The organism is Rummeliibacillus pycnus (assembly GCF_044359855.1).
Classification (GTDB): domain Bacteria; phylum Bacillota; class Bacilli; order Bacillales_A; family Planococcaceae; genus Rummeliibacillus; species Rummeliibacillus pycnus_A.
Genome location: NZ_CP132291.1, coordinates 3,242,348 through 3,264,770, shown reverse-complemented (window position 1 = coordinate 3,264,770; position 22,423 = coordinate 3,242,348). Strand labels below are relative to the sequence as shown.

The following is a 22,423-nucleotide window of genomic DNA, read 5'->3' as shown; positions in this document are numbered from 1 at the left end:
GGGGTATTACTGCTCGCTAATGCGGGATAATATTTTACAAAAAGAGCACAATTTTTAACAATAATTGCGCTCTTTTTGCATATTAAATTTTCTATTTTTATACAATTAACAAGGATTTTATATATTTATTTGCAATATCATTAGTTCTTTAGTTATAATCATTCGATTATTTAAATAAAATCATACGATTACTAATCTATCAAATTTACCCTTTTTTTTAAGTAGATTGTTTTAATTTTAGTTTTTATCTACAATGAAGTTAACGACATTCGTACGCTATTATCCAACAAAAAAGGAGTGATTTTTGTGAAACAAGCTTTATACTCTGTTTTAGCAGTAGGTGCTGTAGGTGCTGCTACACTGGTTGTTAACGCACATGATGCAGAAGCAAGCACCAATACATATAAGGTCAAAAACGGCGATTCTTTATATGTGATTGCACAAAAATATAATACAACTGTAAGCCAGCTAAAAAAATCGAACAATCTTACTTCCGATATGATTTATGTTGGACAAAATATTAAAACAAACAGTAAGTCTATTACAAAAGTGAGTACTGCTTCTGTTACAAAAAAAACAACCACTACTACAAAACAGTCTAGAACTTACAAAGTAAAATCGGGTGATTATTTAGCAAAAATTGCTGCATATCATAATATTCCAATATCATCGCTTATGAAAGAAAATCATCTTGCAGATGATATGATTTATGTAGGGCAAACTTTGAAAATCCCTGGTACTTCAACCGTAAAAGTTGCTAGTACTACTGACACACGAAATACAAACAAAAGTACAAACAAAAATAGCACTACCAAAAAAACAACCACTACTACATATAAAGTGAAATCCGGTGATTATTTAGCAAAAATTGCTGCTAAATTTAATGTAACTGTTGCTTCAATTCAAAAAAGTAATAATCTTAAAAGCGATTCAATATATGTTGGACAATCATTGAAGATTCCCGGAAGTAGTTTGAACTCTAATTCTAATAGTGCAAATAATACAAGTTCAACAAATAAAACAACAGCACCAGCTCCTTCAAAAGCTACAAAACATACTGTAATTGCTGGTGATACACTATCGATCATTGCAAATCACTACGGAATTACAATTACACAATTAAAATCATGGAATGGCTTAACATCTGATATTATCCGTGTAGGACAAGTATTATCTGTCAAAAAGAGTGGATCAACTAGTCAACAACAAAAGGAAAATACGACATCTGTTTCAAATCCAAACAATGTAGGGCAAGGTTCTTCAAAAGTAGTAAAAGAAGCTTTGAATCTAGCTCTTTCATTTCAAGGGGTACCATATGTTTGGGGTGGATCTTCTCCTAGTGGATTTGATTGCAGCGGCTTTATCTACTATGTATACAGTCACTCAGGATATAGCAATATTGGGCGAACAAGCGCTGCTGATTACGAAGCACGATCATACTACGTTTCATCACCAAAAGCTGGTGATTTAGTATTCTTTAAAGATACGTATAAAAAAGGGATTTCACATTTGGGAATCTATTTAGGAAACGGTCAATTTGTTCACGCAGGTGGCGATTATGTACAGGTTTCTTCTGTTAACGATTCCTACTGGAAAAGCCATTTTGATAGTTATAAACGATTCTATGATCTAACATACTAATTAAAGATGTATCAATGTAACGATCCAGAGACCTTGCCAACCATTCTTGGCAAGGCCTTTTTCTTTTGTAACAATATGTAATATTACAAAACTACATAGATACTATCCTAATAAAATGGCATTGATATAAATATCCTACCTTTCAAATTACGTCATATTCTCTCTGATTTTATGCAAATGAATGTTTTATTTGAAAGAAAATACTACTATTTGGGTTTAATATACTCAATTAAAGTCGTAATCTATGCCATTTGTTACATAACTGTAATATAACTGTAAACGAAATTGCATTGTCTTTTTATCAGATTTTTTATAAAGTTATACTTGTAAACATTACAAATACTAAAACAATCGTTTAATACTATATATACAAAATATTTGAGAATAGTTGGGGGAATTTGATGAATAAGAAAGCATTATTTACAGCAATCGCATCAAGTGCACTAGCATTAACAATTAGCTTTGGACATGTGAAAGCTGCAGAAAACAACGAAGCAACACCTGGAGTTACTGAAAAAACTGAAGTTACAACGGTAGCTGATTCACAAGCAACACAAATTAGTGGAAAATATCACGTTACTGCTAGTTCACTAACTTTACGTGCTGATTCTACTACAAGTTCAAAAGCATTAGCATATATTAGCAAAAACACAACTGTAAATGCAAAATACAAAAAATTTGCTGGTGGCAAAACTTGGTTTAAAGTGACTGTTAACGGTAAAACAGGTTGGATGTCAGCTGCATATCTAAAAAAAGGTTCTGGCGTTAAGAAAACATCTGAAAGTACTGAAACGAGTGATATCGTAAGCACTGCTAAAAACTACCTTGGTATTCCTTATGTATATGGTGGTACAACCCCTTCTGGTTTTGATTGCAGTGGTTTCACTCGCTATGTTTACGCTAAACACGGTATCTCTTTACCACGTACAAGCCGAGCACAACGTGCAGCTGTTAAATATACTAATGACCCACAACCAGGCGACTTAGTATTCTTCAACGTTGGTGGCGGTGCAATTACGCACGTTGCTATTTATGCTGGTAATGGGATGTTAGTTCACGCTGCAGGTGATCACGTTCAATTCCAAACTATGAGTACTTACTGGAAATACTACGTACACAGTTACGGTACAGTACGTTAATCAAATACTCTACACTCAACTATTCATAAAACAATAAATCAAAAACCTAAGTAAATGGCTTCTTCTCCAAAGTCATTTACTTAGGTTTTTTCTATGTACCCTATTTATCTTCTAAATCACATACACTTTCCTCCGAATATAAAAACCGTTTTCTACGCATCGATAATCTGTACACTTACTCTCTCTTACTATTTTTTTATTCTAGTATGTAAAAAAATGAAACAAGATGCAATATTCTATACTTCCGATTATCCCTTTACCCAAAATTTTGCTCTTCCAGCTACTTTAGTTGGTTACCTTTCACTTTACTAGCCACTGATGAAGCTCTACATCGTTTGTTTCTAATATCCCACCATTTATATGTATATTGCTGAGCAAACATCTAATTAGATGTGTTTTTACACGCCTCACTATTCTACAAATTATAAAAACACCCGGCCGTGAATTGTAGTTCATTGACCGGGTGTTTTCTTTGTTGTTTGTTATTATTGAAGTTTTTGTGGATCAGTTGCAGCAGATGGATTATCTTCAGTCTTATTTTTGCTGTCTGTATTATCGTTAACTGAATCTGTAGTTGCATCCGTATTTACATTAGAATTAACACTTTGTTTATCTATAGTTGATGGATCTTCTTCGGTTGTTGTACTTTGACTTCCATCTTTATTATTCGAACTGTTTGTTGATTCTGTTTCTGCATTTGTTGACCCTGGTTCCGTATTCGTTGGCTGGTTATCATCAGCTGAGTCAGATGAGTTTGTAACATCTATCTTCGTAAATTGATAGTCACCATAATCATCAATCACAACTGTGTATACAATTGTTTCTTTTAGTTTATGTTCTTGCTTCGTTTTCTTATCTGTATATACAAATGTTGAATTGACTTCTACAGTTGCATACGCGTCATAGATATTGATTTTTCCAATTGTATGTTGCAGATCTTTGTATTTCTTCTCATCTGTTGAATAACTTTCAACCATTTTTTTGGCTGTATTAATCGCACTGCTTCCAGGCATAATATAGGTTTCATAATAGCTTTGCGATTTATTTTTGATCGCGTATGGGAACAATTCATAGTAACCATCTACATAGTCTTTTATTAGCTTTTTACCTAAGTAAGCCTCTTCTTTGTGATTATCTTCAAAATCTTGATCCTTCTCGATGCTAATTTTAACATCTTTGTTAGACCAAGTTGTAATGAGTGACATAACCTTACTAATTGGAATTGCATAACCAATTTCAGGTTCATCTGTAAGTATAATTGAGTTAATTCCTATTACATTACCTGTTTCTGCATTAATAAGCGGGCCACCACTTGAGCCTGAATGTAAGCGTGCCGTCATTTCATACAATCCATTATAAGTGTATTCATCTGTGAATTCTGCACCAATGCTTGTAATTTTACCTTCAGTTGCAGTACCGCCCTTGTTATTCGGGCTACCAATTGCAATAACTGGTGTATTCACTCTTGCAGATGCAGTATCTAGAACAAGTGGATCTTTTCCGGCTAGTTCAGGTACACGAATTAACGCAACATCCGTCTTTTTCGAAATCCCGATGACTTGCCCTTGGAATTCTTGTCCATGTTCGTTCGTTACAAATACATAAGAGGCATCTTTTGCAACGTGTGCGTTTGTGATAATGTCCCCTTTTTTATCGAATAAAAACCCTGAGCCTTGTTGTAAATCTGTGTAGACTGTATACACTTGCGTTTTTGCATTCGCAATAATAGCAGATGTATCATTTTTCGGCATGATTACATTTGTAGAGTCTTTTGTTGTTGTATCTCCATCATTATTCGATTGGATGGCATTTGTTACGGTTCCTTCTTTAAAACCGGTAGAATCGGTTTCCTTTTTGCTATCAGGATCCTTTTTCTCAGTCGGTTTTTCCGTCGTTGTTTTATGGACATTTTGAACTTTAATGTGATTGTTATCTGTTGCTGCTTTGTCGTTTTTCGCTAGGAGCATATATGCACCCGAAATAACTGCTATGAGCAAAACAATTGAAACAGCTATTCTTTTTATGGATGCTTTCTTAGGTTGATATCGTCGATTATTCGTCATTTCACATCCACTTCCTATCTTCAAAAAATTCTATACTATATATAGACGGATACATCAAACCTAAAGTTTCAAAAAGCATTAATAATCATCTTCTTTATCAATTTTTCACAAAGATTATCATAGCACATATTTCTTAGAATAGAATGAGAAAAATGGATTTTTATTTAGAAAAATTCTCCTTTTATGGTCTACCCCATTTTTGTAATAAGTATGTATGATATTAATTAAATTATTTTTCGGCATTGGCTACATTTTTTAGCTAGTGATGCAGCTTACTTAAGGAATCTTTTTTTGCAATAACTTCGTCTATTGTGTTTTAAAGGAATATTATAAACTATTACTTTTTCAAAAGATTTGTTTGCCCTATTCATTACATCACTTATTTTGAACATATGTGTCCGTAGTATATAATAGGAAGAAATAACATACGAACGTGGAAAGGTTAGATTATGAAGAAGATAGATGTACTAGGGATCCCGGTTGTAGATACGACGAAGAGTGAATTTATTGATCATATTGTGGATGAGATGCAAATCACCGAAAAACCAATTTGTATCGTCACAGCGAATCCCGAAATTATTATGTTAGCAAAAGAAAATACAAATTACGAAAAATGTTTATTGGAATCAAATTATGTAGTTGCAGATGGGATTGGTGTTGTCATCGGTTCTAAAATGCTTGGTACACCATTAAAAGAGCGAATTCCTGGTTATGAACTTGTCCATGATTTTTTGAGAACTGCAAAGGCAGGTCATAACCGCTTCTTCTTTTATGGTGGAAAGCCTGGCATCGCTAAACAAGCAGCTGAAAAGGCGAATTTATTATATCCACATATTAAAATTGTTGGAGTTGCTGATGGCTATGGTGGAGATGGTAACGGAGATGAAGTTGCCAAAAAAGCAGCTGCCTTAAATCCTGATTTTATTTTCGTAGCAACAGGTGCTCCAAAACAAGAAGAGTGGATTGCAGAACACCGAAATCAATTTTCAAATGCAGTCATGATGGGGGTCGGAGGTAGCCTTGATGTACTGTCTGGAAATGTGGATCGTGCTCCTGAGATCTTTATCAAACTGAACCTTGAATGGTTCCACCGCTTAATTACACAGCCGACAAGATTTAAACGTATGTTGAAAATCCCGCAATTTTTATTTGAGGTAAGAAAATCGAAGAAATAATTTATAAAGCTAGCTATGAAGCTGGCTTTTATTTTTAAGGAAAATCTTCATTTTATTTTTAAACAAAGGTAGCTGATAGTCATATTAATATTTTTGAATTCTTGTGTTGCCTACAGCTTTTATATTCATATGACTAAATAGTTTTGAAACATAGTAATTATTTTCTATACCTAAATAATTTCAGCATTCCTCATTTGTTATGTTGCTGTAGCCGTAAGATGCTGCAGCAATATTAACGGATATTTATACTGCCACTACGTTAAAATCTGGTGTAACTGCAACTGTAACTCCAGTAGGTACTACAACAACTAATGTCTTCACACTCATGCACATCCCTCCTAAGTTAAAAAGCTCTCACGCACAAATACATGAGAGCTAGAATTCAAAATAATAATATATATTTAAAAAGAGAATCCAAACGCTATGAAACAAAAAAACTCCTATCTTCCGAAGAAGATAGGAGTCTTTGAATCCGTTCGCCCAATAAGGTAAGAGGAGGGATTTATTAAAGTGAAACTTTGATGCCTGCAGCTGAGATATCAGCTTTGTTGCCAGCTTCATCAGTTAATTTGTAATCATCAGAAGTTAGAGTAACACCTTTAGCAAAGTCATCAGCAGTTAACTCTTTATCAATAACAATTGTTACTTCTTTAGATTTAGCAGTTGTTGCTGTTACTGTAGCTTTAACACCATCTACTTTTTTACCATCAACGTTTACAACATAATCAGTAGCTAAAGCATTTACTTCTTCGCTTAAAGTTACTTTAATAGTTGTTTTACCAGCGTCTGCATTTTTTGCAGGTTCACCAGCAACTGTTGCAATTGTGAAAGTTTCATTTGCAGCTAAACCTGTTGCTGTGAATGTTACACCACCTTGAGTGATTGTACCGTTTCCAGTTGTTAATGCAAATTCATTTGTGCCATCAGAAACTTTATCACCAGCTGCATTAACTGTGTAAGTTGTTGTAGCTGTTGTAGATGTTGCAGCTGCAGCATTTGTTGCTACAACTTTTGTAGTACCAGCAACAGTAGCTTGACCGTCTTTTGCTACTACAGCTGAAGAAGCTTTATCAATCTTAGAAACTTTTGCAGATTGAACAGTTGGTTTTACGTTTTCATTGAATGATTTAGTTGTAGTAAAGTCATCCATAACATTACCATTTGTAGCTTTAACACCAGTTACTTTAACAGTACGGTTACCAGTGTTGTTGTTTGAGCCAGATACAAGTTTAACTGTTGCTACACCATTTGCATTTAGCGATACTGAATCAATTTGAGCACCTGCAACATAGTAGTTTCCTTTGTTTACAACAGTTGAGTTGTCTAATTCTACAGTTGTACCAAAGTCTACTGTAAATGTATCGTTATCTAGAACATTAACATTTGCAGCAGTTAAAACAGGTTTAGAAGCATCTTTATCTGCACCACGAGTGAATGAGAATGCAGCTGTTTTAGCTTCGTTTTTGTTTCCAGCAACATCTGCAAATACATTAGCAGCTAAGTCTACTGTATAAGTAGTATCTTTAACTAATGATGCACCAGCAAATTTAACTTTAGATAATTCAACTGTATATTGAGTTGAAGAACCAGTTACAGGTTTTAAATCTGAAGAATTAAAAGTGATGTCACCAGTAGTAGTTACAAAGTTTTTAACAGCTTTAGCTGGAAGTGTAATTGTACCTGTTGTAGCAGCTAAAGTAGTATCTTCACTAGTAGTGAAAGTTAATACTTGGTTACCATCTTTATTTACAGAAATAGCAGCTGTTGCAGTTGGTTTTACAGTATCAGCAGCAAAGTTCACGATTTGGCTGAATGCTTTACCTTCTTCACCAGTTAAATCTGCATATGATTTGTCTGTCACTGATACATTAGTTAAACCAGATACAGCTGAGTTTAATTCAACGATGTATTTAGTTTTATCAGTTTTATCTTGAGTTACTGATTTCACTGATGAACCAGCTACAGTTAAATCTGCTGCTGTAAATCCTTGAACTTCTTCAGAGAATTTGATTTCGAATTTTTTAGCATTAACAGGAGTTACACTAGTAACTTCTGGAGCTACACCGTCTTTAGCACCTTTTTGAACAGTTACTGTGAATGGTGTTTCAAGAATGTTAGTAGCAAAGTCAGTTTGACCAGCAAATGATACTGTAATATCTTTACCAGCTTCTACATTTGAAGAAAGTACTATTTTAATTGTTGAACCATCTTTAGTCACAGTAGCATCAGTAGTTGGAATTACTGTACCATCTGCTTTTTTAACAACTACAGAGCCAAGGTCATTGATTGGTTCAGAGAAGTTAAATAAGAATGTTGAAGCATTTTCTTTAGTGAAGCCTACATATGTAGGAGCTACTTTATCTTCAACTTTTATAAGCTTAGTAGAAGCTTCTACTTTATCTCCAGCTGTTGTTTTAACTGAATCAGTAACTTTTACTGTGTATTCACCAGTAGTGAATGCTGTAGCGTTAGTAATCACTACTGATTTTTTATCTTCAGAAAGTTTAAGTGTTAAACCAGAAGAAATAGCTGAACCACCTACAGGAGCAACTGTAATATTTGAGATTGTATCTTCATCGATTGATTTGTTGAAAGTAACTTTAATTTGAGCGCCGTTAATCGCTTCTACAGATTTAACTTTAGCGCCGACTTCAACACCGTTTTCATATGCTTTTTCAACACCATTTGCATCTTTGTAAGTGTCGTTTGCTAGATCTGCATTGAAGTAAGTTTTACCTTTGAATTCTTTTAAGCCTTTGTTTTGTTCTGCACCATCGTAAAGTTTACCTTCGAATAATGCTAAACCAACGTTAAGTACACCATCAACATAGTATTTGCTTTGGTAAAGGCCAGTTGCAACGGCTTTTTTACCTTTTACATAGTAAGCTTTGTTGTAAGTACCTGTTGTTACTTTTTTAACACCTTTTACATAGTAAGCATTGTTATAAGTACCTGTTGTTACTTTTTTAACGCCGTTTACATAGTAAGCACCTGCGTAAGTACCTGTTGTTACTTTTTTAACGCCGTTTACATAGTAAGCACCAGCGTATGTACCAGTTGTTACTTTTTTAACACCTTTTACATAGTAAGTGTTTTTGTAAGTGCCAGTTGCTTTAACACCGTTTTTGTAATAACGATTGCTGTAAAGACCAGTGAATTTTTTACCGTCTTTGTAAAGTACTGATTTGTAAGATTTGTAACCTTTGATTGCTTTTTTAGTTTTAGCGTTTACAAGTTTACCGTTTGAAACTTTGTAAGTAGTTTTTGCAGATGCTGTTGTGTCACCAGCAACTACTGCTGTTGTGATTACAGAAGCACCTAGAGCTAGTGCAGCTGCAGATTTAACAAATTTTAATTTGTGGTTTGTCATTTTTTCCATTCTCCTTTATCCGATGAACTATAATTGGATCACCACGATGTGCATTTCATACTCGAAGATATTCCATATATACCCTCTTAGTAATCCTTATCGACTATATTATCATAAAATCTTTGTGTTTTTAATAAATTTAACAGTTTTTTTATCAAAAACATGAATAATAATTAATTGTTACTATTAAATTTATATTTTTTACCTTTTATAATTACAATTAATCCAAATAATATGTATTAAAGTTTGAATATAAGTAAATATGTGGATAATAATTACAGACTTAAAATAAGTCAAATTATATTTTGATAGATTGTAAACTTCCTTGCACAAAAAATTTATAAAAATTTACAATAAAAACTGCCCTTTGTATGTGTATTTTTACTATTTTTCACTTAAAAATATTTGGTATTTATATAGTTCTCATTAACAATCAAATAATACTTATGAATCAAATGTTCGTTTTTTACATAAAAATAGCTGATATTATTCGACAAATTACGACAAATGTTCGTTTTTTACTTTATTTATATCCAAATTAAGGAGATATGTCATATAAAAATATTTTGCGTCATCATTTTATAAACCCTATATAGTTTTAATTTCTTATGCATTCAATATTTTAAACAACCTTGTACCTATTATGTTAATTTGTAACCCCCATATTGCTATGTCCAAAATAATTCAATAAATATATTACGAATAATCAATCGCTAAATAAGCTATAAAACTCATATCAAAAAGGCACTAATCTCTTATAAGATTTGTGCCTTTTTCTTGATGCATTTGTTATTATTTATCTCTGATTAAAAAATACATGTTTAGCAATTATGGATTGAGTGAATATATCAGGTGTTCTTTTAATAGATTTTTATTTTTGAACCGGTGTAGCTTTTTTCACTTCTACAGAAATTTGAATAGCAGTCGCTTTGCTTGAAGAATTATCTTTAGCTGTGTAAGTGATTGTGTAAGTACCTGCTACTGTTGTGTCAATTTTTTCAACAGCTTTGCCTGCTGAATTGATAATTGAAGAAACCACTTCAACAGAATTGCCTAAATGATCTTTTGCAGTTGCTGTTGGTACTGTAAATACTTCACCGTTCTTAATTTTATAAACAGTTTTAGCCCCTTTTTCAAGAGATATTACAGGAGAAGTTTTATCAGTTACAACTTTCCCCTTTTTGTATTCTACTTTTACTCCATTAATTTCGTAGATTCCGTTTGCAGGTACGCCGTTGATATAATATTTACCATTTGGCATTGTGCGGTTAACTTTTTGACCGTTTTCGAAATACACATGGTGATGTTCTCCAGTGAATGGTTTACCTTCTTTGTAGAATACATGGTGTTTATCTCCAGTGAATGGTTTACCTTGTTTATAGTATACACCTTTAACTGTAGCTGTAGCTTTTACACCTTTTTTGTAATAAGTTTTAGTTACTACCCCAGTAAATAAAGTACCGCCTTTATAGTATTTACCTTTGTAAACACCAGTAAATTTTTTACCGTTTTTATAAAGTACTGATTGATAAGTTTTGAAGCCCGCGATCAACTTATGACTTTTAGAATTTACTAGTTTGCCATGAGATACTTTGCAAGAAGTTTTTGCAGATGCAGTTGTATCAACAGCTACAACTGCAGATGTAATTACAGATGCACCTAAAGCAAATGCAGTGGCAGATTTTATTAATTTTTGTGTGTAGTTTTTCATTGTCCATTCTCCTTTAGATATCGAACTATACAAGGATTACCTTAAAGTGCATTTCGTATGTAAATATTCCATATTCCACCTATCAGCAATCCTTATGGATAATAATACCTCATAAAACATCATTTTATTATTACAAAACGCGGTTTTTTATTAAATACATGTATACTACTACTTACTATTATTATTTTTATATAACTTAAATTTTAAAGCTAGGTTGGTTTTTTCAAATACTTTACAAAAGTTCGTTATTTCTAATATATATGTCAATAAAATTTCATTTTAACAGTCTTGTTAGGACCGCTCTATTTTAAGGGGGGGGAAATTTGATTGTTGATATTTGAAAGGAATAGTTATCGTACTATATTATGTTCTTAAGAAGGATTCTTTGTTTATTCATATGAGTTTCTACTATTATATTAGTGGAAACTATCCTATATAGCATTTTGAAGTTGAATGAATAATTATCATTCAACAAAAAAGCCACCCTATTTGGATGGCTTAATTTATTATTCAACTATTGCAATCATGCCCTGTTCATCATCAATTTCTAAGTGGATGCTTGCTGCATATGGATCAACATTCATTTCTTCCTGTAGGAATATGCGAATTGCCGCTAACATATTCGCAACTCGATAAATGTCTTTTCGACCATTGTAATAAGCTTCTGCAAAGTATCCCTCATCGTCATCGAAATTTAGTTCAATTTCAACGTTTTCAGGCATTACATTAATTTGACGAGCATGGTACACGCATAGAGCGTTTATCAAATTATCTTCTGATATAATTATTGTCTCCATGTGTTGCGTTCCTCATCTCTTCTCTTGTTGCGTTTGAACATTTGGAAGACCTTCATTACGATCATGATTAATGCTAAGATTGCAATGACATTGATAAGTAAACCAAATAAATTACCCATGGCACCCATATGACCTAACATACCGCCAAATAGCATACCTGCTAATCCGCCGACCATCATCCCTTTAAGGAATCCGCCTTTTTTCGTTGTCGGATTTGTTGTATTTGTTTTGTTATTTGTTGATTTATTGTTGAAGCTTGAGTTTTTGTTATCTTGTGTGTTGCTATTTGTATTTGATTTATTATTGAACATTGAATTATTATTTGAACTTCCGTTTGAATTGAATCCACGTTTTCCTGATTTATACCCTTTGGCTTCTGCAGTTATTGTACCATGATGACTATCCATTACAACTGGACCAACAGTCGAGAAAGCAAGTGTTGCTGCAAATAAAGCTGCTGCAAGTTTTTTCAATTAAAATAACCTCCGTTAATAATTGTATGATTTTTTAACTTACTATTATCTTATCATTACATCTAAGATTAATAAAATGAAACGCAAGGGCTACTTTAATTTATTCTTTTTGCAACATTATTTATAGCTTTTTATTTTTTAGTGCTTTTACTAGGTCATTAGATTGTGAGATAAAAGAGGTCATCTCTGTAGATAAAAAGAATTTATCTTGAGCAAAGGAATACAATTCATCAATCTTCTCTATAGAGCCTGAAGAGGTTTCTGCAATGGATTCTAATTCTTGACGGAATGCTACAATTTCATTCATCGCTGCATCTGTTGCAAGATTAATACTCGACATGCTATTAAACAATTCACTTTCAGATGCAGAAATTTTTTCAAAGAATTCACTTGTAAAACGTGTCATTTCTTGTGTTTTAGCAACATCTTCAGATTTTTCTCTAATATCTTTAGCTAGAAGTTCAACCTTATGTGTGATTTCTTGCACTTTTTTATTGATATCAACAAGCGCGCTTTTACTTTGCTCAGCAAGTTTACGAACTTCTTGTGCGACTACAGAAAATCCTTTTCCATGCTCACCTGCTCTTGCTGCTTCGATTGATGCATTTAATGCCAGCAAGTTCGTTTGGTCCGCAATATCTCCAATCATTTTCGTAATTTGAGTAATAGCATTCGTTTCTTTTTGCACATCTTCAATAGACACTTCGAAACCTTCAAAGACATTCTTGACATAATCCATTTGCTGATCCAGTTTGTCCATGTTCTGGTTGCCCTCAACAACAAGTTGAATATTCTTTTCTCCTTGTTCCTCAACAGCAGTTGTAATGGAATGTATATTTTCTGTTTCTGTAACAATTTTTTGGAGATTATCATTAGATGCAAGTATTGATTGTCGTTCATCTTCTAAGGCGTTCTTTATTTCTGTAATTCTTTCGATAAATACACTATCGCCTTTTGCGTTTTTTTCATTTGATTTTTTTAATAAACCTATTAAATCTTCAAGACCAGAAATCACTTTTTCTTTCTCGTTAGTTGTTAATCCCTCAATTTCCTTTGCAACTTCCACTTCATCTACCGGATGCTTAAATAGTTTTTCGAACATAGCTATCTTCCTCCCTTTTCTCCAAAACCTAATAATACGAGTGTTTGATTGATTAATGATTTATTTATTTGTTCACCATAACTACAGAATCCACTTAAATTAGGTAATTGTTCAAGTTGTCGATTTAGCGCTGGGAACAACTGCTGATTTTGAAATTGTAGCTTTCGCAAAATACAGTTACATGCTAGTACACCTTCTAATTTTGAAAATTGAGAAGTCAATTGTTGTAATGTGTGTTCTAATGTTTTGACAGGATCCATTGGTTCTAAAATTTCTACTATAGAATCCAAAAATACTTGGCAATAAAATTGGATGGCCCCATCTGTCATGACTTGGAATGGGGATGCGATGAAAATTTCATCATTGAAACGTCGGCCAATTGGATTGGACATAAAATAATTAGGTAAATCAGCTTCTCGTACACCAAGTTTCTTTGCGTAAACTGTGGCTGCACGTTGTCCATCCATTTCATAAACAATACGTGATTCTGTATCTACCTTTGTGATTTTCATCTTCTTTCCTGTACTTGTGAAAATATTTTCCTTAATCACACTGAATCCCAATGCGGGTTTCATGAAAATAACAACGCCACCCACACTTGAAATATCGTTATTTACACTTACATAAGTAGCTTCAAATTTTGCATCGTCTCCTGCTGTTCCACCAAAAAACGGAAAACCATCCTCATCGAAAATGGAATTTACTATAGATAACATTTTTTCTTCTGCACCTATTAATCCAGTTGGAAAAACGAGTCCAATTCCTTCCTTTTCAGGATGCTTACTTGAGGTTTGAATTCCTACCCCTTGTGCCGCTGTTTTTAGTTGTTGCCGTGCAAATACAGGATACTTTCCAATATCGTTCATTAAGATGGCTCTTACATGTCCAAAGTCTTTTGAAAAACTAATAGCTGAAAGTCCAAACTCTTGAAATCCCTTAGGGCCAATTTCTCCAGTGGTTGTCAATCCTACAACTTGAGCAGAAGGATAGTGATCATTAAATAATTTTGAAACCTCTTCAAATGAATAAACTGTACTTGAAAAAAAGATAACAAGTTCTGGTGTAGGATGTAGTTGACCTGTTATGTCCCGAATTGCTACTTTAATATCATGATTATTACTTGCATAAGTTCGTATCGTATCCAATTTTCATTCTCCTATCAGTCAGTTAGGCTCTAAAAATTCATAAATATTAGAATATATTTATTTTTACAATTACCTATTATACCCTAATTATCGGCAATTTCAGTGACTTTTTTCATATTTTTACATAAAAAAAGAGAGACTCTTAACCTACTTAAGAGTCTCTCAATATTTTACTAACGAATTAGTCGACTTTCACATTACGAACATCTTTTGATTCTTCAACATGTTTTACACTTGATAAATAATTAATGAAGGCATCTGTGTCAATTTCGATAATTTGTTCATTCGTACCTGTTTTAAATGCCGGGAAGTTATCTCCACCACCAGCGATGAAATCATTAATAACTACATTATAGCTTTTAGCTGGATCAATTTTTTCTTCTGTATTTCCAACAAATACATCGACAACACCTTTTGCATTGTAAGTGTAATGTAAGCCTGATACTTCTAAACCGTAACCACCAGTGAATTGTTGATTGATTGCTTCTTTAATGTTAGCACCTGTCATTGTTACAACTTTTAAGTAGTTACCAAATGGTTGAACGGCTTGTGCTTTACCCCATGTGATAACGTTTTTGTCGCCATCTTTTACTGTTGTTAAATCTGCACGAATACCACCTGAATTTGTCATAGCAAAATCAGCTTTGTAGCCATTTGTGTTTGCATCATATAGTTGTGCATCTGTTACAAGGTTTCCTACTGGTGATCCACCTAAAGGATATGCAGCACGATCTTTTGAAATGGATTCGAATGCTGCAGTTGCAATTGGTTTATCTGTAGTTGCTTTTACTAAATCTTTTGCTGTGTTTACAATGTTGTTAACTGATTTAGAAACTTTGTTACTATTAATCTCTTCATCAGTCTTCTTATAGTTATATTTCACTTCAGCCGAAGGTGTTTTTGTAAAGTCTTTTGTTTTTTTGCTTAATGTACCTTCAACTACTGAATATGCTTTACCAAATGATTTTGCTTCAACTATACGTGTGTTCTTATATACGCCATTTGCAAAGTTATGATCATGACCACCAAATACTACGTCTACTGAGTGATTTGGATCAATTTTTTCAAGTTCTTTTAGCATATCAACTGATTGTCCGGCAACTTTGTCTTGTCCTTGCGTTTCAATTGATGTGTCTGCATTGGTGTTATAAGCACCAGAATGTGCAATAACTACAATAGCATTGACACCTTCCTTACGTAGAGCTTTATCGTATTTTGCAATAGCATTTGCTGGATCTGTTACATCAATATTTTCGACATATTTAGATAAAACAACTGTTTTAATATCTGGAGTTACGACACCGATAAAGCCTACTTTTACGCCATTTACTTTTTTCACTGTGTAAGGCTTGAAACCGGGTAATAGTTTCTTAGTTTTTTTATCAACAATATTAGCTGAAAGGACTTCCATATCACTCTTATTTTGTTTATAATCTTTCACTAAATCATAGTTTTGTGTTGCAGTTGTTGGAGCTTGCCCTTTTAAAATACGTTGGAATTCTTCAATACCCTCATCAAATTCGTGATTTCCTAGTGCACCTACTTGGAAATTCATCGCATTTGCTACATTCATAGTTGGTTCATCTTGTAATAAGCTTGAATAAGATGGACTACCACCTACTAGATCACCTGCTTGAATACTTAAAGTGTTTGTAGTAGTAGATTTTAATTTGTTCTTTTTCGCAAATGCTGCTTTCTCTTGTTCAAAGTTATAAGCAAGAGAGGCTGCTCCACCGATTGGCGTGCCATCTGTTGCTTTAAACGATTCACCGATATTACCATGTAAATCATTGATTGCTAGTAATTGAACTGGAACAGTTGTTTCTACCTTTGACGTAGTTGTCTTTGCATACCCCGATACTGGTACCATTAGTAATGCTGCTGCGCCTAAAGTAGCAACTAATTTCTTTTTGAACACATTAACACTCTCCCAAATAATAAGATTCGATACTCTAAATATTCTACGGTCTGACGTCTTACAATTCAATGCATAAAATGAAAAATAATGTAATATAATCACTCTTACTATTATACATGGTATAATTTCATTCTTTCATAGTTTTGAAAGCGTTTTTTTACTATATCTTAAATCATGTAAATGAATTAATTTCATAAATGCTTTTCTAGGCAAAAAACACGCATATTATCTAAATGTACAATCCAATAATTCGGATTATACTTCAAATATACTATTTGTTTAATATGCCGCTACAGATGGCGCTTTCCGCGGGCGAGCGTTGAGCCTCCTCGCTCACTTCGTTCCCTGCGGGGTCTCAACTGTCTCGCTTTCCCGCAGGAGTCGCCATCTTCCGCTACTAGACAATATTCTAATAGATATAGCACAAACAATTCCCTCATTTAGTGTTCGTGTTTTATATCAAAACTTCGAATTACGAAATTGACTAAAATATATACAAATATAAGATTAAAAAAATATAGAACCTAGATTATTCATAGATTTATTCAAAATTGACGAACAAAGTTGATATTATCAGGTGCGGGAAGAGAACCGCTCCAACCTGCAGACAAACAAAAAAAGCCTCCTCACTGTGCTCCGGAGTCTCGTCTAGCTCGTTTTCCCACAGGACATTGAATGAACTTCATTGAATGAACTTCACTGAATGAACATTGCACGAAGAAAATACGCATTTTGAAGGAGTCTCCGCTAATTCCACTTCAACGAAGATAACTATAATAGATTTCCATTATTTTTATCATAAATTTACATCTATTTTTACTTCTTCAGTGCCTAATGGATGGTGTCTACTAATAACTACCTATTGTGAATCGACACCAATGTCGTACAAGATAAATCAAATAAATTAGGTAAAATAATGTTCAAGTTACTTTTATAATGTATCTTTTCTATTAAGCCATAAAAAGATATAGTTATAGTACTGGAGGAGATATTTTGACAACGATGAAAACAGTACAACAACGTTTTGAAGAAAGTGCTTTCTGGCAAACTCTTGGTTTTGAATATGGTCATGCTGAAGACGGTATTGCTGAAATTGCTTTTAATTTCCATGATGATTTAACAAATGTCGTAGGAACCCTACATGGTGGTGTATTTATGGCAGCACTCGACACAGTTATGGGGATTGCAACTCATACACTTGGCTTTGATAAAGTCGTTACAATGCAAATGGAGACTCGATTTTTAAAACCAATTACTGAAGGCCGTATCCAAGCTTTAGGTCGTGTCATCTCACATACCCGTTCAACAGTGATTTTAGAAGGTCGATTATACGACGAAAATCAAGAGCTTGTAGGCTTTGCAACTGCCACGTTTAAAGGATCTAACTAATTCCAATAGGATAAAATATACTTTTACCTACTTAACTCCCTTATACCCTATTACATTTTAATTTTAGATATAGTAGAGGAAATTACGAGGATTTAAGGAGTATTTTGATGAAACAATCGATGAAGAAGAGGAAATTAATATTAGCAGTGCCTATTAAGTCTACACTTAGACTTGTAGGCATTTTTTGTATTAACTTTAAAGTTCAAAACAAAAAAGTGACTCATCTAAATTAACAAGATTCTATTAATCCCTTTGTCAATCATAATGAGTCACTTTTCATTATTTGATGGTTACTTTACTGTATGCACCTTTTTTGTTTTTCGTTTTCGGTTGTACTACTAAGTAATATTTCGTTCCTGATTTTAGCTGTTTGCTTGGTGTGATGATGAGTTTTTTACCAGATGCTAGTTTCAGCGAAATTTTCCGTGATACGCCACCTATTTGCCATAAGTAAACATTCGCATTTTTCATTGTATTCCAGGATAGATTTTTGCTAACTTTTAAACTAATTGATTTTGAAGCTGACCCATTTTCAATGGGAGTTAGTTTGTTATAGTTCTTCAACTGCTTTAGTAAAAAGTCGCTATGGCTCTTTTCAACTTCTTTACCGATTGCTGTTGGCACATCGGGCTTGATGCCTTTTTGGTTAATTTTATAATTTTTAGGTCCAAAGAATTCAGCAATTGTTAGCTTTAAAAAACTGCCATCGCTTAATTCTATCGGTTCTTGCATAACACCTTTACCAAATGTAGTTTGACCGTAAATTTTCGCTAGTTTTAGATCCTTCGCAGCAGCTGCCGTCATCTCAGAAGCACTGGCTGTATACTTATCTGTTAAAATAGATACAGGTGCATTCCATTGCACTTTTTGCTTTATGGCATCGACCCCATACATTTTAGTGCCTTTTAATTTATATAAAAATGCGTGTTTAGCAGTTGGAAAAAGACCAATTACTTCTTGTGCAGAACCTACATAGCCACCTCCATTACTACGAAGGTCGAAAATCCAGTCTTTCATTCCTGGCATTGATTTGATTGCATCCTGAATTTCTTTTGCGCTGCCTTCTGAAAAACTATTTAAGCGAATAAAACCAATCTTCCCTGCAAGTTTTTCCTTTTCTACATTTGGTAAGGAAATCACTTTACGCGTTAATTCTTTATCAAGTGTTGTATTCGTCGAAGATCTGTAGATTGTTAGATTTACTGTTGTATTTTCTTTCCCAATTAATAGTGATAGCGTTGATTCAGCAGACTTCCCCGCAATACTTTTCCCATCAATTTTTGTAATAATATCTCCTACTTTTAATCCACTTTTTGACGCAGGACTCCCCTTAATAATCGATGTGATTTTAAGCCCTTTTTTATTTTCTAGGGTGGTAACTCCTATTCCAACCAACTCCATGTTTATAGAATTCATGAAAGATTGATACTCATCTTTTGTCATATAAATGGAATAGGGATCTAAATGCTTCATCAAATCTTCAATCGTTTTACTATTCAATGCATCGGTTGGTACTTTTGGGTAATAATGCTCTTTTACTATACTTTTCACCTCATTTAATGGCTCTGCTGCATATGCAAATGAAGAAGTAAAGAAGAGCATCATAGCCATTACACTAGCTAAAAAGATTCGGAGTTTTTTCATAGAATCCCTCATTCTGATAATATTTTTACAAACTATTGTACCTTTAAATGATTCAATTTCATATTGCAAAATTCATATAAACTATTAAATACGAACATTTCAACACATTAACTTTTCCCTAATCAAATTTGGATCTTCCACTACAGACGGCGCTATCTGCAAGCTTGGTTTCAATCTCCTCGTCACTACGTTCGATGACACTGAAAAAGTGTAGTAATACAAATATTAATAGTGTATATCAGCTATTGAATGAAGTGGAATTAGCTCCGCTTTCCGTGGGCGAACTGACGAGCCTCCTCGCTTGTGCTCCTGCATCGCTTCGCTAGCTTCGTCGCAGAGAAAATCTCGCTCCGGGGTCTTGTCTAGCTCGTTTTCCCACAGGAGTCTCCGCTAATTCCACTTCAACGAAGATAGCTATACCAAATCTTCATCATAAATTTGAATCCATTTTTACTTTTCTAATGCCCTCCTACGTTCCTTCGTGGCTTTCATCTCTAGCTTTTCCCGTAGGACTATGAATGCGAATTTACACGAAGGAAATGCGAATGCATTTTCGAGGAATCGCCGTCGAAAGCGTTGCAATGAACAAAGTTGGATATCATTAAATAATTGAAAAACCGAAAATGAATTTATGAAATTGATTCAGATGAATATAAATGATGTAAGTTTTGAATTTTTATATAAAGTTAAATCGAACTATGTAAACAAAAAATAATGGATGATATGATCTAACATATTCTTTTAATTCTGGATGAACTATAAATGCCCCTAATTCTATTCGTCATTAAGGGCATCGCATAATTATAGTACATAGCAAAATTAATTATCTAGTGAATCCTCATCCTTGCTATGTATTTGATAATTTATATCATTCGCTTCTTTAATGATTTCGTATTTAAGAAAATTTCTTTGGACACTTGGGGGTATTAACATAAAACTTGAGCGATATTCTAGTCGGAATTTCAAAGCATAAGCGCGATTCATTCGCATTTCAAAGGAACTAAAGCTAACCTCAATATTTAGTGAAGAACCATTTGTAAAAATGATCTTAGTACTTTGGTTTTTATTGCGCTTGTAACTTTTAATATGATTAAGTGCTAGCCAAACACAATCATTCTTTTTTGGAGATCTTGTCGGAAACCAAACAAGTTGATGTTTCAGATTCATAATTACTGGATACATATTAACTTCTCCAAGAATATAACGAGTTCCTTCACTTGCACCTCTTAAACTAGATCCAAAAAAGCGTAAATTTTGATCTAGAAGTTCAACAGGATTCAAATGACATTCTTTTAAATCATCCACTTCAAGTATAGTAGTTTTAAAACCACCAACACCATCGAAATCTGGGAGAAATGCCATTGTATTGTCACTTACTGTATAAATTTCTTCTAACATTATGTAACCCTCCATTTATAATTAGTCTATATGATCAAAAATAGTATACGAACTTAAAGCTAATATATTTGTAGAGGTTTTCTCGAGTTTAGTCCACAATCCGAAGCATTTTATAGTCCACAACAGTCACCTACTTCCATTTTCCCATTAACAGATTACTATAAAAATAAGAACTTTTGTCATATTTATATAATCCATTTATATCATTTTATATCCATATTTTCCAATTGTCAAATAATTCTTTATTTTCAATTTTTAACATTTTTAGTTTGCGTTTTTTTATAATAAATCCCTTTAAATAAACATTTATAGATATTTTCACTGTATTTATAGCATTTATTTTTTTCGTAATTCAACTCTACGCACAGTATAAATACCATGGACTAAAATAGTAATTTTCCTGCATACATTTTCTTTATAAGTTAATTTCAAAAATTCTTTTCCATAAAAAAAATCCACGCTGATTCAACAAATTTAGCGTGGAAAATTTCCGATAATAACCAGCTGTAGCAATGATCAAATTGGTTTACAAATGTATTACTCTATCTTAGACAGTTTAATTTATTTTTCTTTAGTTGGTTTTGTCCGTCATAAAACGGCAATCGCAATCCACCAAATATGCGTAAATAGGATTGCAAAATATATAGCTGTTACTCCGATCACTAGACTTCTAATTAACAGAGAGGGTTGAATGTTTCTCAAAATTCCAATTAATAAAATAGGCATTGAAATTTTTAGTGCATAGAACAATAAAATACTATTCTCATATACCCAATTCATCAATGGATTTGCCTCTGTAATAAGATGATTTCTGATGCCTATGTCAGTAAAGAGTGCATCAGACATACATAATAATAGCAAGCATGTTCCGATTGTTGAAAAATTAATGTTTGAGTTGAACGAAATTTTACCTTCCAGATTTATCAAACCCTTCATTTCAATTATAGTTAACTAAGTCTACGGAAAAAGGGCTGAATATATACTAAATACTTAGAAATTCGCCTTTCGCTCAATAAAAACTAATAAAAAAGGTATCTCATAATAGTCAATTTTGAATGACTTTATGGATACCTTTTTGTTATTAGATTTGATTGTAGTTTATTGTCATAATTATTTTGGCGAAAGTTATCCTATTTTATCGCATCCATGGGTTCCATGGGTTCCATGGGCTCCATGAATTCCATTGGTTCCATTGCCACCATGGGTTCCATTGCCACCATGGGTTCCACGGTCCCGGCCCCCACCATGGATTAAATTGATTAAATCCTCTAAAACGTTCTTCTCGTTCTTCAAATCTTGGAAAACGTTCTTCTCGTTCTTCTCGAAATGGAAACCGTTGCTCTGGAAACCTTTGCATCGGAAACCTTTGCATTGGGAACATCTGTCTACCAAAACCGCCGCCCTGTCCTCTAAAAGGTTGAACCATCTACTTCCTCTCCTTTTCCGAAATTCTTTGTA

16 protein-coding genes are annotated in these 22,423 nt (G+C 33.4%); 4 read left to right on the top strand and 12 right to left on the bottom strand.

Translation table 11 applies throughout. From position 1 onward, the window contains the following. Window positions 1-306 precede the first annotated feature (306 nt). Both Q8X41_RS15940 and Q8X41_RS15935 read left to right on the top strand, forming a co-directional pair. Window positions 307-1,641: a LysM peptidoglycan-binding domain-containing protein gene (locus Q8X41_RS15940; RefSeq protein WP_397537224.1), complete on the top strand. Its 1,335-nt coding sequence runs from the start codon at window positions 307-309 to the stop codon at window positions 1,639-1,641. A gap of 401 nt (window positions 1,642-2,042) precedes the next feature. Then, window positions 2,043-2,780, top strand: a complete 738-nt coding sequence (locus Q8X41_RS15935) for a C40 family peptidase (RefSeq protein ID WP_397537223.1) — start codon at window positions 2,043-2,045, stop codon at window positions 2,778-2,780. 485 nt (window positions 2,781-3,265) lie between these two features. On the opposite strand, the gene Q8X41_RS15930 is transcribed toward Q8X41_RS15935, so the two are convergent. Further along, on the bottom strand, window positions 3,266-4,843 hold the full coding sequence (locus Q8X41_RS15930) for a trypsin-like peptidase domain-containing protein (RefSeq protein WP_397537222.1): 1,578 nt from the start codon (window positions 4,841-4,843) through the stop codon (window positions 3,266-3,268). 449 nt (window positions 4,844-5,292) lie between these two features. Here Q8X41_RS15930 and Q8X41_RS15925 point away from each other — a divergent pair, with 449 nt between their 5' ends. Continuing rightward, the gene (locus tag Q8X41_RS15925; protein ID WP_397537221.1) at window positions 5,293-6,018 is read left to right on the top strand and encodes a WecB/TagA/CpsF family glycosyltransferase; all 726 of its coding nucleotides are present in this window, start codon (window positions 5,293-5,295) and stop codon (window positions 6,016-6,018) included. Between the two features lie 505 nt (window positions 6,019-6,523). Here Q8X41_RS15925 and Q8X41_RS15920 read toward each other — a convergent pair. From Q8X41_RS15920 to Q8X41_RS15890, 7 genes are all read right to left on the bottom strand, one after another. Then, window positions 6,524-9,388, bottom strand: coding sequence for an Ig-like domain-containing protein (locus tag Q8X41_RS15920; protein WP_397537220.1), 2,865 nt, complete (start codon window positions 9,386-9,388; stop codon window positions 6,524-6,526). Between the two features lie 871 nt (window positions 9,389-10,259). Next, complete coding sequence (locus Q8X41_RS15915; RefSeq protein WP_397537219.1) at window positions 10,260-11,099, bottom strand: immunoglobulin-like domain-containing protein; 840 nt, start codon at window positions 11,097-11,099, stop codon at window positions 10,260-10,262. Between the two features lie 506 nt (window positions 11,100-11,605). Further along, on the bottom strand, window positions 11,606-11,896 hold the full coding sequence (locus tag Q8X41_RS15910) for a DUF2653 family protein (RefSeq protein WP_397537218.1): 291 nt from the start codon (window positions 11,894-11,896) through the stop codon (window positions 11,606-11,608). Next, entirely contained in the window at window positions 11,884-12,369 is a 486-nt protein-coding gene (locus Q8X41_RS15905) for a hypothetical protein (RefSeq protein WP_397537217.1), read from the bottom strand. Before Q8X41_RS15905 ends, Q8X41_RS15910 begins: the two co-directional genes overlap by 13 nt. 121 nt (window positions 12,370-12,490) lie before the next feature. Then, the gene (locus tag Q8X41_RS15900) at window positions 12,491-13,471 is read right to left on the bottom strand and encodes a methyl-accepting chemotaxis protein (protein WP_397537216.1); all 981 of its coding nucleotides are present in this window, start codon (window positions 13,469-13,471) and stop codon (window positions 12,491-12,493) included. Window positions 13,472-13,473: 2 nt separating this feature from the next. Beyond that, window positions 13,474-14,616: an FIST signal transduction protein gene (locus tag Q8X41_RS15895; RefSeq protein WP_397537215.1), complete on the bottom strand. Its 1,143-nt coding sequence runs from the start codon at window positions 14,614-14,616 to the stop codon at window positions 13,474-13,476. A gap of 181 nt (window positions 14,617-14,797) precedes the next feature. Further along, the gene (locus Q8X41_RS15890; RefSeq protein ID WP_397537214.1) at window positions 14,798-16,534 is read right to left on the bottom strand and encodes a bifunctional metallophosphatase/5'-nucleotidase; all 1,737 of its coding nucleotides are present in this window, start codon (window positions 16,532-16,534) and stop codon (window positions 14,798-14,800) included. Between the two features lie 1,002 nt (window positions 16,535-17,536). On the opposite strand from Q8X41_RS15890, the gene Q8X41_RS15885 reads away from it, so the two are divergent. Beyond that, complete coding sequence (locus Q8X41_RS15885; RefSeq protein WP_397540288.1) at window positions 17,537-17,923, top strand: PaaI family thioesterase; 387 nt, start codon at window positions 17,537-17,539, stop codon at window positions 17,921-17,923. Window positions 17,924-18,202: 279 nt separating this feature from the next. Here Q8X41_RS15885 and Q8X41_RS15880 read toward each other — a convergent pair whose 3' ends face one another. From Q8X41_RS15880 to Q8X41_RS15865, 4 genes are all read right to left on the bottom strand, one after another. Continuing rightward, window positions 18,203-19,567 (bottom strand): S41 family peptidase, encoded by a 1,365-nt coding sequence (locus Q8X41_RS15880; protein ID WP_397537213.1) that lies wholly within the window; start codon window positions 19,565-19,567, stop codon window positions 18,203-18,205. Between the two features lie 819 nt (window positions 19,568-20,386). Then, a complete protein-coding gene (locus Q8X41_RS15875; RefSeq protein WP_397537212.1) occupies window positions 20,387-20,965 on the bottom strand; it encodes a competence protein ComK in 579 nt (192 codons plus the stop codon). A 588-nt stretch (window positions 20,966-21,553) separates the two neighbouring features. Continuing rightward, on the bottom strand, window positions 21,554-21,811 hold the full coding sequence (locus tag Q8X41_RS15870; protein ID WP_397540287.1) for a DUF5658 family protein: 258 nt from the start codon (window positions 21,809-21,811) through the stop codon (window positions 21,554-21,556). Window positions 21,812-22,100: 289 nt separating this feature from the next. Further along, window positions 22,101-22,391: a hypothetical protein gene (locus tag Q8X41_RS15865; protein ID WP_397537211.1), complete on the bottom strand. Its 291-nt coding sequence runs from the start codon at window positions 22,389-22,391 to the stop codon at window positions 22,101-22,103. Window positions 22,392-22,423 lie beyond the last annotated feature (32 nt).